Here is a 12,816-nt window from a genome sequence, read left to right on the forward strand (position 1 = left end):
GGAACGGCCCTCCTGCAGGGGCCCGACCCGAGCGTCAGCGAGGGGTGGGGGGCAGGAGGGCCCTCACTCCCACTCGATGGTGCCCGGCGGCTTGCTGGTCACGTCGAGGACCACCCGGTTGACCTCTTCCACCTCGTTGGTGATCCGGGTGGAGATGCGGGCCAGGACGTCGTAGGGCAGCCGGGTCCAGTCCGCGGTCATCGCGTCCTCGCTGGACACCGGGCGCAGCACGACCGGGTGGCCGTAGGTGCGCCCGTCGCCCTGGACGCCGACCGAGCGGACGTCGGCCAGCAGCACCACCGGGCACTGCCAGATCTCGCGGTCCAGGCCGGCGGCGCTGAGCTCGGCCCGCGCGATCGCGTCGGCCCTGCGCAGGACGTCGAGCCGCTCCTGGGTGACCTCGCCGATGATCCGGATGCCCAGCCCCGGGCCCGGGAACGGCTGCCGCCACACCAGCGACTCGGGCAGGCCCAGCTGCAGGCCGACCTCGCGCACCTCGTCCTTGAACAGGGTCCGCAGCGGCTCGACGAGGGTGAAGGTGAGGTCCTCGGGCAGCCCCCCGACGTTGTGGTGGCTCTTGATGTTCGCCGTCCCGGTGCCGCCGCCGGACTCGACGACGTCCGGGTAGAGCGTGCCCTGCACGAGGAAGTCGACGGTCTCACCGTGCGCCTGGGCGTCGGCGACGACGTCGAGCGCCGCCTGCTCGAAGACGCGGATGAACTCCCGGCCGATGGTCTTGCGCTTCTGCTCCGGGTCGCTGACCCCGGCCAGCGCGCCGAGGAACTGCTCGCGGGCGTCGACCACCCGCAGGTCGGCGCCGGTGACGGCGACGAAGTCCCGCTCGATCTGCTCGGTCTCGCCCTCGCGCATGAGCCCGTGGTCGACGTAGACGCAGGTCAGCCGGTCACCGATGGCGCGCTGCACCAGCGCGGCCGCGACCGCGGAGTCGACCCCGCCGGACAGCGCGCACAGCGCCCGCCGGTCGCCCACCTGGGCGCGGATCCGCTCGACCTGCTCCTCGACGACGTTGGCCATCGTCCAGGTCGGCTCGAGGCCGGCGATGTCGAACAGGAAGTGCTCGAGCACCGTCTGCCCGTGCGCGGTGTGCCGCACCTCGGGGTGGAACTGCACGCCGGCGAGCTTGCGGTCGACGTCCTCGAAGGCGGCGACCGGCGCCCCGGTCGAGGTGGCGGTGACGGTGAACCCGGGCGGGGCGGCGCTGACGGCGTCCCCGTGGCTCATCCACACCGACTGCTCGACCGGCAAGGCGCCGAACAGCCGTCCCTCGGTGGTGACCGTCAGCGGCGTGCCGCCGTACTCGCGGTCGCCGGTGCGCGCCACCGTGCCGCCGAGCGAGGCGGCCATCGCCTGGAAGCCGTAGCAGATGCCGAACGCCGGGACGCCGGCCTCGAACAGCGTCGGGTCGACCTGCGGGGCGTCCTCGGCGTACACGCTCGACGGGCCGCCGGAGAGGACGATCGCCGCCGGCTTGCGCGCGACGATCTCCTCGGCCGGGACCTCGGAGGAGACGATCTCGGAGTAGACGCCGGCCTCGCGGATCCGCCGCGCGATGAGCTGGGCGTACTGCGCGCCGAAGTCGACGACGAGGACGGTCGGGAAGTCCATCAGTCGCCCCGACCGCCGATGCCCTGCTGCCCGGGGGTCCCCTCCCCGGGGGTCCCTCCCCCTGTCACGAGGTCGACCCGCTGGAACTCCTTGAGGTCGCGGTACCCGGTCTTCGCCATCGTCCGGCGCAGCGCCCCGAAGAGGTTGGTGCGGCCGTCGGCGGCGCGCGCCTCGCCCAGGAGGACGTCGTGCAGCGAGCCGGCGGGGGCGATCGGGGCCGACGTCCCGCCGCGGGGCAGCCGGGGGTGGGCGGCCACGGAGTCCCACCAGACGCCCCCGCCCGGGGCCTCGGCCGCGGCGCGCAGCGGCTCGCCGAGCTGGACGGCGTCCGCACCGCAGGCCAGCGCGCGGGCGATGGCGCCGCTGGTCTCGATCCGGCCGTTGGCGATGACGTGCACGTAGCGGCCGCCGGTCTCGTCGAGGTAGTCGCGGCGGGCGGCCGCGGCATCGGCGATCGCGCTGGCCAGCGGCACCCGGATGCCCATGACGGCGTCGGTGGTCGAGAAGCTGTCGGCGCCGACGCCGACGATCACGCCCGCCGCGCCGGTGCGCATCAGGTGCAGCGCGGTCTGGTAGTTCGCCGCGCCGCCCACGATCACCGGGACGTCGAGGTCGGCGATGAACTCCTTGAGGTTGAGCGCGTCGCCCTGGGTGGTGACGTGCTCGGCCGAGACGATCGTGCCCTGGATGACCAGCAGGTCCACGCCCGCGGCGAGCGCGGCCGGCGCCAGCTGCAGCGTGTGCTGCGGCGAGACGCGGACGGCGGTGGTCACGCCGGCGTCGCGCATCTCCTTGATGCGGGCGGTGACCCGGTCGGGCTCGACCGGTCGGGAGTAGACGTCCTGCAGGAGGGCGACCGGTGGCGCCCCCTCCCCCGCGGCCTCGCGCAGCCGGCGGTAGACCGGCGCCGGGTCGTCGTAGCGGGTCCACAGCCCCTCGGCGTTGAGCACGCCGAGGCCGCCGGCCTGGCCGACGGCGATCGCGGTGGCCGGGCTGACGACGGCGTCCGACGGGCTGGTGACCAGCGGGATGTCGAACCGGAAGGCGTCGATCTGCCAGGCGGTCGAGACGTCGTCCATGTCCCGGGTGCGCCGGGAGGGGACGATCGAGACCTCGTCGAGGTCGTACCCCCGGCGGGCGAAGCGGTTGAGGCCGATCTCGACGGTGTCACGCGTGGTCACGGTCAGCGCCCCCGGTAGTTCGGAGCTTCGACGGTCATCTGGATGTCGTGCGGGTGGCTCTCCACCAGGCCGGCCGAGGTGATCCGGGTCAGCTGACCGCGCTCCTGCAGCTCGGCGATGGTCTGCGCGCCCGCGTAGCCCATCGAGGCGCGCAGCCCACCGACGAGCTGGTGCGCGACACCGGCCAGCGGACCGCGGTAGGGCACCTGGCCCTCGATGCCCTCGGGGACGAGCTTGTCGTCGGAGAGGACGTCGTCGGCGAAGTAGCGGTCGCGGCTGAAGGACTGGTTGCCGCGCTTCTGCATCGCGCCCAGCGACCCCATGCCGCGGTAGGTCTTGTACTGCTTGCCGTTGACGAAGACCAGCTCGCCCGGTGCCTCCTCGACGCCGGCGAACAACCCGCCGATCATCACCGTGTCGGCGCCGGCGACCAGCGCCTTGGCGATGTCGCCGGAGTACTGCAGCCCACCGTCGGCGATCACCGGGACGCCGGCCGGCCTGGCCGCCAGCGCCGCCTCGTAGACCGCGGTGACCTGCGGGACGCCGACGCCGGCGACCACGCGGGTGGTGCAGATCGACCCCGGGCCGACGCCGACCTTCACGGCGTCCACCCCGGCGTCGACCAGCGCCTGGGCGCCGGCGCGGGTGGCGACGTTGCCGCCGACGACCTGCACGCCGAAGTCGGCCTTGACCCGCGCCACCATCTCCAGCACGGCCCGCTGGTGACCGTGCGCGGTGTCGACGACGAGCACGTCCACGCCGGCGTCGACGAGCAGGCCGGCCCGCTTGTAGGCGTCCTCGCCGACCCCCACGGCGGCGGCCACCACGAGGCGGCCGTCGGCGTCCTTGGTGGCGTTCGGGAACTGGTCCCGCTTGACGAAGTCCTTGACGGTGATCAGGCCGCGCAGCCGCCCGGCGTCGTCCACCAGCGGCAGCTTCTCGACCTTGTGCCGGCTCAACAGCTGCAGCGCGGTGTCGGCGTCCACGCCGACCGGCGCGGTGATCAGCGGCATCGGCGTCATGACGTCGCGGACGAGGCGGTTCTTGTCGGTCTCGAACCGCATGTCCCGGTTGGTGCAGATGCCGACCAGCACGCCCTCGTCGTCGACCACGGGAGCGCCGGAGATGCGGTAGCGGGCCGAGAGCGCGTCCAGCTCGGCCAGGGTGTTGTCCGGGGAGGCGGTCACCGGGTTGGTGACCATGCCGGCCTCCGAGCGCTTGACCAGGTCCGCCTGGCCGGCCTGCTCCTCGGCGGCGAGGTTGCGGTGCAGGACGCCGGCACCGCCGACGCGCGCCATCGCGATCGCCATGCGGGCCTCGGTGACGGTGTCCATCGCGCTGGAGAGCAGCGGCACCGCCAGCCGGATGCCCCGGGTCAGCCGGCTGCTGGTGTCCACCTCGGCCGGCACGACGTCGGACGCGCCGGGGATGAGCAGGACGTCGTCGTAGGTCAGGCCGAGCGGCGCGAACTTCGCCGGCAGCTCGGGGACGAACTCATCGGGCTGCATCGGTTGCCGCCACCCCTCCGGTCGGCCGGCACCCTCGTGGGCGCGCGGGGAGCCGCCCTCGATCGTAGGCGGCACCCCGCGGGGCTCTGTGTGATGTCCGTCCGGCCACTACCGTGGCACCCGTGAGTTCTTGGGACGACGCTTCCGGGCCCGACTTCGGGTCCGCCGACCAGCCAGGTCCGCCGCCGCTGACCATGGAGGAGCGGGCCGGCGTCCTGGACGACCTCGCCGAACTGGAGGTGTTCCGGACGCTGCTGGAGCCGACCGGCATCAAGGGCATCGTCGTCGACTGCCCGGACTGCGACGAGGAGCACCACGTCGACTGGGCCCTGATGCAGGCCAACCTCCGCCAGTTGCTCGAGGAGGGCCAGACCGGCCGGCACGAGCCGCCGTTCGACCCCGATCCCGACGACTACGTCAGCTGGGACTACGCCAGCGGTTACGCCGACGGGATCGCCGCGATGGCCGAGCGCGAGGAGCCCGGCGGCGAGGGCCGCGCCGGCAGGCACGCCCGCGACGACTGAGGCCCCGGCGCGATCATGGCGCCGGACCACCCCGGGAACCCGGGGAGTGGTCACGGCGCCATGATCGTCGGGACCGGCTAGCTCATCATGCCGCGGCGGAAACCGGTGGCCACCGCCTCGGCGCGGTCCTTGGCGCCCAGCTTGCGGAACAGCCGCCGGGCGTGGGTCTTGATGGTGTCCTCGGACAGGTAGAGCTCGCGGCCGATCTGGGCGTTGCTCTTGCCCTGGCTCATGCCGGTCAGCACCTGCATCTCGCGCATCGAGAGGCTGACCGGCGCGGGCTCGCGGACGGTCGAGCGGACCGTCGTGGGCGCGGCGCCGGCCAGCGGGGTGGCACCGTTCCAGGCCGGCGTCCCCGTGCCGTGACCGGCGTGCGCACCGACGGAAGCCAGCGGCACCGGCTGCGACGGGACGGACGGCACCGGGCCGCGGCCGTCGACCCGCAGGCCGACCCGCGACAGGCCCAGGCCCATCTCCATCGCGGTCGCGTCCCAGCGCAGGTAGCCGCGAGCGCCGGCCGCGACCGCCGCCCGGACGGTCTCGCCGTCGTCGGGGGCGCCGAGGACCAGCACCGACAGCCGCGGGTGGGCCCGCAGCGCCTGCGTGGCGACGGTGAGGCCGGAGTCCGTGGCGCGCTGGGTCCCGATGAGCAGGACGTCGGGCTGGCGCGTGGCCAGCCGGGCCATGAGGGCGGCGGCGTCGCCGACGACCTCCACCCGTCCCACGGACGGCAGCGCCACCAGTCGGCCCGCGATGTCGTCGCGGACCCGCCGGCGCTCGTCGTAGACCCACACGCACGTCGTGCCGTGGCCGGGTCCGCGCATCCTGTCGTCGATCACGCTTGCTCCTCGCTCGCCGGCCACACGTCCCTCGGCCGGGGTCCCACCGCCCGGATCCCCCGGCCGGGTGTCGCTCGGACGTGCGGTCCCGTCCGGGGACCCGTCGTCGTCGCTGCGGCCGGGACCGGCACCGCCGACGGGTGTCCCGTGGCGGTGTTCGGCACGGCCTGCAGCCACCTTGATCGACTCCGGGAGGCGGCAACACCCGCTCTCACCCAGCGGGGGGAGAGCGGAGCGGAGAAAATGCAGGGTCGCCGTGGGTTTGACCCGCAGAGGCCTCGGGCACCGGGCCCCATGCAGCCGGACCGCCCCCTCCGGCTCGCACCGAGCCGAGGAGGACGAATGGCCGACATCCGCCGCCTGCCCACCCCCGTCGCCGAGGTCTGGGACTGGCAGCTGCACGGCGCCTGCCGCGGGGAGAGCACGGCTCTCTTCTTCCACCCGGACGGCGAGCGCGGCCCGGCCCGGGCCCGCCGTCAGACGGCCGCCAAGGCGGTCTGCGCCCGCTGCCCGGTCATCGAGTCCTGCCTGAAGCACGCCCTGTCGGTCCGCGAGCCCTACGGGGTCTGGGGCGGCATGAGCGAGGAGGAGCGCGCCCGGCTGATCGCCGCGGAGCCCGCCGCCGTCGCCGCGGGAGTCTGAAGACCCCGCACACGCGAGAGGGCCGGTCCAGCAGCTGCTGGACCGGCCCTCTCGCGTGTGCGGGGCGGGTGGACGGCGTCCTGGCTCACGGTCGCGGCTCCTGGCTCACGACCAGTGGTGAGCCAGGAGCCGCGGTGATCAGCTCAGCTGATCGTCGAGTGGGTCAGCTCAGTGGCTGTGCCCGTGGCCGTGCGAGTGGCCGTGGGTGTGGTGCCCGGCCCCGGCCGGCTCCTCCTCCTCCGGCGCCTCGACGACGGCGGAGTCGGTGGTCAGCACCATCGCCGCGATGGAGACGGCGTTGCTCAGCGCGGCCTTGGTGACCTTGACCGGGTCGATGACGCCCTGGGCGGCCAGGTCGCCGTACTCGCCGGTCGCGGCGTTGAAGCCCTGACCGACCCCGGCCTCGCGGACCTTGGCCACCACGACCTGGCCCTCGAACCCGGCGTTGCCGGCGATCCGGACCAGCGGGGCGTCCAGCGCCCGCCGGACCACGCGGGCACCGGTCAGCTCGTCACCGGAGAGGTCGAGGGAGTCGACCGCCGCGGCCGCGTGGACCAGCGCCGAGCCACCACCGGGGACGACGCCCTCCTCCACCGCGGCGCGGGTGGCGGCGATGGCGTCCTCGATCCGGTGCTTCTTCTCCTTCATCTCGACCTCGGTGGCCGCGCCGACGCGGATGACGCCGATGCCGCCGGCGAGCTTGGCCAGCCGCTCCTGCAGCTTCTCGCGGTCCCAGTCGGAGTCGGTCGCCTCGATCTCGCGGCGGATCTGCGCGACCCGGTCGCCGATGGCCTCACCGGTGCCACCGCCGTCGACGATCGTCGTCTCGTCCTTGGTGACGGTGACCCGGCGCGCGGTGCCGAGAACCTCGAGGCCGACCTGGTCGAGCTTGAGGCCGACGTCCTCGCTGACCACCTGGCCGCCGGTGACGACGGCGAGGTCGGTCATGAACGCCTTGCGGCGGTCGCCGAAGTACGGCGACTTCACCGCGACGACCTTGATGGTCTTGCGGATCGAGTTGACGACGAGGGTGGACAGCGCCTCGCCCTCGACGTCCTCGGCGACGATCAGCAGCGGACGGCCGCCGGTGGAGAGCACCTTCTCCAGCAGCGGGAGCAGGTCGGCCAGCGCGCTGATCTTGCCCTGGACGAGCAGCACGAGGGCGTCCTCGAGGACGGCCTCCATCGCCTCCTGGTCGGTGACGAAGTAGGGCGAGAGGTAGCCCTTGTCGAACTGCACGCCCTCGGTCACGTCGAGCTCGGTGGAGAGGGTGGTGCTCTCCTCGACCGTGATGACGCCGTCCTTGCCGACCTTCTCCATGGCCTGGCCGATCAGCTCGCCGACCTCGGCGTCCTGGGCGGAGACGGTCGCGACGCCGGCGATGGCCGCCTGGTCGGAGACCGGGATGGCGACCTCGTCGAGGGCCGTGGAGACGGCGTCCGCGGCGGCCCGCATGCCGGCGCCGAGGGCCGTGGGGCTGGCGCCGGCGGCGACGTTGCGCATGCCCTCGTGCACCAGGGCCTGGGCCAGCACGGTGGCGGTGGTGGTGCCGTCGCCGGCGACGTCGTTGGTCTTGGTCGCGACGTTCTTGGCCAGCTGGGCGCCGAGGTTCTCGTACGGGTCCTCGAGCTCGACCTCACGGGCGATGGTCACGCCGTCGTTGGTGATGGTCGGGGCGCCGAACTTCTTGTCGAGGACGACGTTGCGCCCGCGCGGGCCGAGGGTCACCTTGACCGCGTCGGCGAGCTTGTCCACCCCGCGCTCGAGCGCGCGGCGGGCGTCCTCGTTGAACTTGATGATCTTGGCCATGGGCCCTTCCGATCAGGGTGCGGGTGGGACGAGCGGGGGTGAGCTCGGACGACGACCGCCCCGGGACCCGGTCAGTTCGGGTCGCCGGGGCGGTCGATGCACAGGCGGGTCGCCCTCGGGACGGAACCAGACGCTGGCCCCGTCCCGAGGCTCGTCCCGAGCTCGCGAGGGATGAGGAGGACGGGGTCCTTCTACTTCTCCACGACGGCGAGCAGGTCGCGGGCGGAGAGCACCAGGTACTCCTCGCCGGCGTACTTCACCTCGGTGCCGCCGTACTTCGAGTAGATGACCACGTCGCCGACGTTGACGTCGAGCGGGACGCGGTTGCCGTTGTCGTCGACGCGGCCGGGGCCCACGGCCACGACCGTGCCCTCCTGCGGCTTCTCCTTGGCGGTGTCCGGGATGACCAGACCGGAGGCGGTGGTGGTCTCGGCCTCGTTGGCCTGGACCACGACGCGGTCCTCCAGCGGCTTGATGTTGACCTTGGTAGCGGTCGTCACGTCAGCGACGCCCCCTTCGGGATCGGACGGCTGGTGGGTTCTGCTCTGATGCTGTGGCACGGTGCCGGTGCCTGCCGTCGCGGGGGTCAGGCGCCCGTGCCCGTGTCGATTGGCACTCTACCCAGGAGAGTGCCAGCCGCTCAACCGGGCCCCCGCGGGGGCGAGGCACCCGTGCGCCACGCTGTGCTGCGTGCCCGACGACGCGCTCGAGCAGCTCCGCTGGCTGCGCACGCCCGAGGGGGCGGCGGCCACCGCGCTCGCCGCCGAGCTGGTGGAGCAGGGCCTCGACGTGCTGCCCGCCCTGGCCCGGCTGCGGGCGCAGGTCGGTGCGGGACACGCCGGCCCGGCCTGGGAGCTGGCGCGGCTGCGCGCGCGGGCGCGGCCGGTGTTCGGCGCCGACGCCGACGTCCTCTTCCTCACCGCCGACACCCTCGAGCAGGCCGGCCGGCCCGCGCTCGCCGCCCGACGGGCGCGGCGCCTGCGCGCCGACGACGCCGACTCGGCCGCCGACCTCGGCTGCGCCTCCGGTACCGACACGGTGGCGCTCGCGCGGGCGGGGGCCAGCGTGCTCGCCGTCGACCTCGACCCGCTGGCCCGCGAGCTGACCGCCGCCAACGCCGAGGCCCTCGGGGTGGCCGACCGGGTGTGGGTGGTCGCCGGCGACGCCGTCGAGCTCGTCGACGCGGCCCGCGGCGGCGAGGTGGCCGGCTGCGGCACCGCCGTCCTGGACCCGGCGCGGCGGGCCGGCGGACGACGGCAGCTGGACCCGGACCGGTGGTCGCCGCCCTGGGCGACGGTGGCGGCGCTGCTGGACCGGGTGCCGCGCGCGGTGGTCAAGGTGGCGCCGGGCCTGGACCACGAGCGGGTGCCCCACGGCGTCGAGGCGGAGTGGGTGTCGGCCGGCGGGTCGATCGTCGAGGCGCTGCTGTGGGGCCGCACGGTGTCGACGGTCTGGCGGCGCGCGTCGCTGGTCCGCGGCGACGCCGTCCTGGAACTGACCGCCGACGCCGACCCCGGGCCCGCGCCGTCCGGACCGGTGCGGGGCTGGCTGCACGAGCCGGACCCGGCGGTGATCCGCTCGGGCCTGGTGTCGCTGGTCGCCACCGACCTCGGCGCGACGCTGGTCGACCCGACGATCGCCTACCTGACCTCCGACGGGCCGACCGGCTCCCCGTGGGTGTCCTCGTACCGGGTCGACGAGGTGCTGCCGTTCAACCTCAGGAAGCTGAAGGCCCTGCTGCGGACGCGCGGCGTCGGCCGGGTGGTGGTCAAGAAGCGCGGCTCGGCGATCGAACCGGAGACCGTCGCCCGCCAGCTGCGCGGCGCGGGCGCGGGGACGGCGACCGTCGTCGTCACCCGCGTCGCCGGCGCCCCCACCGCCCTGGTGTGCGACCTCTCCGACCGATGAGTCCGCACGGCCGCCCGGGTCCACACCTCCGGGGACCCGGGATCCGAGGAGGACGCATGGCCGGACCGGACACGCACGTCGACCTGCGGAGGATCGGCCTCGCGGCCGGCGGATCCGTGCTGGCCAGCGTCGCCTGGTACTCGGCCTGGGGCGACCGGCTCGCGGAGCTGGACGAGGCCTACGCCGACGGCGGACCACCCGCGGCCTGGGTGCTGCCGGTGGAGCTCGCCCGCAGCGGGGCGGTGGCCACCGCCGTGGCCCTCCTCGCCGGGTCCACCGGAGCGCGGGACCGGGGCGGCGCGGCACGCCTGGGGCTGGGCCTCTGGGGAGCGTTCCCCGTCGTCCTGCTCACCGGCTCGGTGGTGCACGAGAAGGTGCCCTGGCAGCTGGCCGCCATCCACGCCGGCGACTGGCTGGTCAAGCTCCTGCTGGTCTCCGTCACGGTCGGCCGCGGGCCGGGGCGGCGATGACCCACCACGCGCGCGGAGGCGCCGCTCACCGGGTCACGACGTCGATCGGCAGCGAGCTGTCGGCGCCGACGTCCGGGGCGGACGGCGCCACCCCCGCCCCGACCAGCCGCGAGCCCAGGGCCGCGACCATCGCGCCGTTGTCGGTGCACAGCCGCGGGCTGGGCACCCGCAGCACGATCCCGGCCGCGGCGCAGCGCTCCTCGGCCAGCGCGCGCAGCCGCGAGTTCGCCGCCACCCCGCCGCCGAGCACCAGGTGGTCGACGCCGTGGTCGCGGCACGCCCGCACCGCCTTGGCGGTCAGCACGTCGGCGACCGCCTCCTGGAACGACGCCGCGACGTCGGCCACCGGCACCGGCTCACCCGCCCGCTGCCGCGCCTCGACCCACCGGGCGACGGCGGTCTTCAGGCCGGAGAACGAGAAGTCGTAGGGGGCGTCGCGGGGTCCGGTGAGCCCGCGCGGGAAGCCGATCGCCGCCGGGTCCCCCTCGCGCGCGGCCCGGTCGATCGGCGGGCCGCCCGGGAACGGCAGGCCGAGCACGCGGGCCACCTTGTCGAAGGCCTCCCCCGCCGCGTCGTCGATGGTGCGGCCCAGCGACTGCACCTCGCGGGCGAGGTCGGGCACCAGCAGCAGCGAGCTGTGCCCGCCGGAGACCAGCAGCGCCAACGACGGCTCGGCCAGCCTGCCGTGCTGCAGCTCGTCGACCGCGACGTGCGCGGCCAGGTGGTTGACGCCGTACAGCGGCTTGTCCAGCGCCAGCGCGTAGGCCTTGGCCGCGGCCAACCCGACCAGCAGTGCCCCGGTCAGCCCCGGACCGGCGGTCACCGCCACCGCGTCGACGTCCGAGGCGCTCACCCCGGCCTCGGCCAGCGCCCGGTGCACGGTCGGCACCATCGCCTCCAGGTGCGCCCGCGAGGCGATCTCCGGCACGACCCCGCCGAAGCGCTCGTGTTCGGCCACGGAGGTGGCCAGGGCGTCCGACAGCAGCGTCCGCCCGCGGACCAGGCCGACGCCGGTCTCGTCGCACGAGGTCTCGAACCCGAGCACCAGCGGCTCGTCAGCCACGCAGCACCTCCCGCTTCATCACGACGGCGTCCGTGCCGCTCGGCTGGTAGTAGCGCGGCCGCCGGCCGATCTCGGTGAACCCGCGCCGCCGGTACAGCCCCTGCGCCACCTCGTTGTCGGCCCGCACCTCCAGCAGCACCACGGGGCTGCGCCGGTCGGCCTCGGCCAGCAGCGCGTCGAGCAGCGCGGCGCCGATCCCCTCGCCCTGCCGGTCCTGCGCGACGCCGATGGTGGCCACGTGCGCCTCGTCGTCGTAGGCGATCAGCCCGGCGTAGCCCACGACCCGATCGCCGTCCTCGGCCACCAGGTAGGAGCGGCTGTCGGTGCGGGAGAGCTCGTCGCGGTACATCGCCCGGGTCCAGGTGTCCGGGGCGAACAGCTGCTCCTCCAGCTCCAGGACGGCGTCCAGGTCGGCCAGCCGCATCGGCCGCAGCCGCGCGCTCATGCGGTGGTCACCGGCTTGAACGACGTCGGCGGGACGGCGTCCGGACGGCGCAGGTACAGCGGGACGAGCGGGCCGGCGGACGACGGGTCGGCCAGCTGCGGCGCCGCGGCCCGGACCAGCCCCGCCGTCGTCACCTCGGCCGGGGCGACCTCGACGCCCAGCCGCTCGGCGAACCGGGCGTCGCCGACGACGGGGCCGGCGACCGCCAGCTCCTCCGGGCGGGCCACACCCGGTCCGCCGGTGCGCGAGCCGTCGGCTGCGTAGGCGGCCCAGTAGACCTCCTTGCGGCGGGCGTCGGTGACCACGGTGCGGGCGCCGGAGCCGACCGCGTCCAGCGAGCAGACCCCCACCACGGGCAGGCCGCGGGCGTCGCCGATCGCCGCGGCGGTGACCACCCCGACCCGCAGCCCGGTGAACGGTCCGGGGCCCAGCCCGGTCACGACCGCCTCGACGTCGCCGAGCGCGAGACCGGCGTCGCGCAGCACCTCGGTGACCGCGACGGTGAGCAGCTCGGCGTGCCGGTTGCCCGAGGGGGTCGCCCGGTCGGCGAGCACCTCGGCGGCGCCGTCCGGGGACCACCGGGCGAGGCCGGCGACCAGCGTCGGCGTGGCGGTGTCGAGCGCGAGGACGAGCACGACCGCCCAGGTTAGTCCCGGGCCGCTCGGGAGCTGGCCGCGGAACAGCGTCGCTCGCTCGGCTCGGTGGTCGACGGCGACGTGCCCCCGGTCCCCGGGCACCGCCAGGTCACCGACGCCCACCTGGTGACGCCGGCCCGCCGGCACGGCGTCGGCATGGTCACCT

13 protein-coding genes are annotated in these 12,816 nt (G+C 74.9%); 4 read left to right on the plus strand and 9 right to left on the minus strand.

All coding sequences use genetic code 11. The features are described from left to right. Window positions 1-63 precede the first annotated feature (63 nt). The 3 genes from guaA to guaB are packed head-to-tail and all read right to left on the minus strand — an operon-like array spanning window position 64 to window position 4,315. Window positions 64-1,626, minus strand: coding sequence for a glutamine-hydrolyzing GMP synthase (gene guaA / locus BLS21_RS02505; RefSeq protein ID WP_091213328.1), 1,563 nt, complete (start codon window positions 1,624-1,626; stop codon window positions 64-66). Continuing rightward, window positions 1,626-2,807: a GuaB3 family IMP dehydrogenase-related protein gene (locus BLS21_RS02510; protein WP_091213331.1), complete on the minus strand. Its 1,182-nt coding sequence runs from the start codon at window positions 2,805-2,807 to the stop codon at window positions 1,626-1,628. Before BLS21_RS02510 ends, guaA begins: the two co-directional genes overlap by 1 nt. Window positions 2,808-2,809: 2 nt before the next feature. Then, complete coding sequence (guaB, locus tag BLS21_RS02515; protein WP_091213334.1) at window positions 2,810-4,315, minus strand: IMP dehydrogenase; 1,506 nt, start codon at window positions 4,313-4,315, stop codon at window positions 2,810-2,812. Between the two features lie 122 nt (window positions 4,316-4,437). Between guaB and BLS21_RS02520 the strand changes: the two genes are divergently transcribed. Next, entirely contained in the window at window positions 4,438-4,839 is a 402-nt protein-coding gene (locus BLS21_RS02520) for a DUF5319 family protein (protein ID WP_091213337.1), read from the plus strand. 77 nt (window positions 4,840-4,916) lie between these two features. Here BLS21_RS02520 and BLS21_RS02525 read toward each other — a convergent pair whose 3' ends face one another. Beyond that, window positions 4,917-5,678, minus strand: coding sequence for a response regulator transcription factor (locus BLS21_RS02525; protein ID WP_091213339.1), 762 nt, complete (start codon window positions 5,676-5,678; stop codon window positions 4,917-4,919). Window positions 5,679-6,020: 342 nt separating this feature from the next. Between BLS21_RS02525 and BLS21_RS02530 the strand changes: the two genes are divergently transcribed. Further along, complete coding sequence (locus tag BLS21_RS02530; protein WP_091213342.1) at window positions 6,021-6,320, plus strand: WhiB family transcriptional regulator; 300 nt, start codon at window positions 6,021-6,023, stop codon at window positions 6,318-6,320. Between the two features lie 168 nt (window positions 6,321-6,488). Here the strand turns inward: BLS21_RS02530 and groL are convergent, their stop codons facing one another. Together groL and groES are read right to left on the minus strand one after the other, a co-directional pair. Continuing rightward, complete coding sequence (gene groL / locus BLS21_RS02535) at window positions 6,489-8,129, minus strand: chaperonin GroEL (RefSeq protein WP_091213345.1); 1,641 nt, start codon at window positions 8,127-8,129, stop codon at window positions 6,489-6,491. Window positions 8,130-8,320: 191 nt separating this feature from the next. Continuing rightward, complete coding sequence (gene groES / locus BLS21_RS02540) at window positions 8,321-8,629, minus strand: co-chaperone GroES (protein WP_012950428.1); 309 nt, start codon at window positions 8,627-8,629, stop codon at window positions 8,321-8,323. Window positions 8,630-8,819: 190 nt separating this feature from the next. Between groES and BLS21_RS02545 the strand changes: the two genes are divergently transcribed. Next, window positions 8,820-10,037: a class I SAM-dependent methyltransferase gene (locus tag BLS21_RS02545; RefSeq protein WP_175479370.1), complete on the plus strand. Its 1,218-nt coding sequence runs from the start codon at window positions 8,820-8,822 to the stop codon at window positions 10,035-10,037. Window positions 10,038-10,093: 56 nt separating this feature from the next. Next, on the plus strand, window positions 10,094-10,507 hold the full coding sequence (locus BLS21_RS02550) for a DUF1761 domain-containing protein (protein ID WP_175479371.1): 414 nt from the start codon (window positions 10,094-10,096) through the stop codon (window positions 10,505-10,507). Window positions 10,508-10,532: 25 nt separating this feature from the next. On the opposite strand, the gene tsaD is transcribed toward BLS21_RS02550, so the two are convergent. The 3 genes from tsaD to tsaB are packed head-to-tail and all read right to left on the minus strand — an operon-like array spanning window position 10,533 to window position 12,773. Continuing rightward, window positions 10,533-11,570, minus strand: coding sequence for a tRNA (adenosine(37)-N6)-threonylcarbamoyltransferase complex transferase subunit TsaD (gene tsaD, locus BLS21_RS02555; protein ID WP_091213349.1), 1,038 nt, complete (start codon window positions 11,568-11,570; stop codon window positions 10,533-10,535). After that, on the minus strand, window positions 11,563-12,015 hold the full coding sequence (rimI, locus tag BLS21_RS02560) for a ribosomal protein S18-alanine N-acetyltransferase (protein ID WP_091213352.1): 453 nt from the start codon (window positions 12,013-12,015) through the stop codon (window positions 11,563-11,565). The genes tsaD and rimI overlap by 8 nt, the downstream gene beginning before the upstream one ends. Beyond that, window positions 12,012-12,773, minus strand: coding sequence for a tRNA (adenosine(37)-N6)-threonylcarbamoyltransferase complex dimerization subunit type 1 TsaB (gene tsaB, locus BLS21_RS02565; protein ID WP_245699966.1), 762 nt, complete (start codon window positions 12,771-12,773; stop codon window positions 12,012-12,014). The genes rimI and tsaB overlap by 4 nt, the downstream gene beginning before the upstream one ends. Between the last annotated feature and the right edge of the window lie 43 nt (window positions 12,774-12,816).

Source organism: Geodermatophilus siccatus, assembly GCF_900103785.1.
Lineage (GTDB): Bacteria > Actinomycetota > Actinomycetes > Mycobacteriales > Geodermatophilaceae > Geodermatophilus > Geodermatophilus siccatus.

Excerpts from the sequence above, each read along its gene's own strand:
- guaA (WP_091213328.1), bottom strand. The coding sequence starts at position 1,626 with ATGGACTTCCCGACCGTCCTCGTCGTCGACTTCGGCGCGCAGTACGCC.
- guaB (WP_091213334.1), bottom strand. The coding sequence starts at position 4,315 with ATGCAGCCCGATGAGTTCGTCCCCGAGCTGCCGGCGAAGTTCGCGCCG.
- BLS21_RS02530 (WP_091213342.1), top strand. The coding sequence starts at position 6,021 with ATGGCCGACATCCGCCGCCTGCCCACCCCCGTCGCCGAGGTCTGGGAC.
- groL (WP_091213345.1), bottom strand. The coding sequence starts at position 8,129 with ATGGCCAAGATCATCAAGTTCAACGAGGACGCCCGCCGCGCGCTCGAG.
- BLS21_RS02550 (WP_175479371.1), top strand. The coding sequence starts at position 10,094 with ATGGCCGGACCGGACACGCACGTCGACCTGCGGAGGATCGGCCTCGCG.
- rimI (WP_091213352.1), bottom strand. The coding sequence starts at position 12,015 with ATGAGCGCGCGGCTGCGGCCGATGCGGCTGGCCGACCTGGACGCCGTC.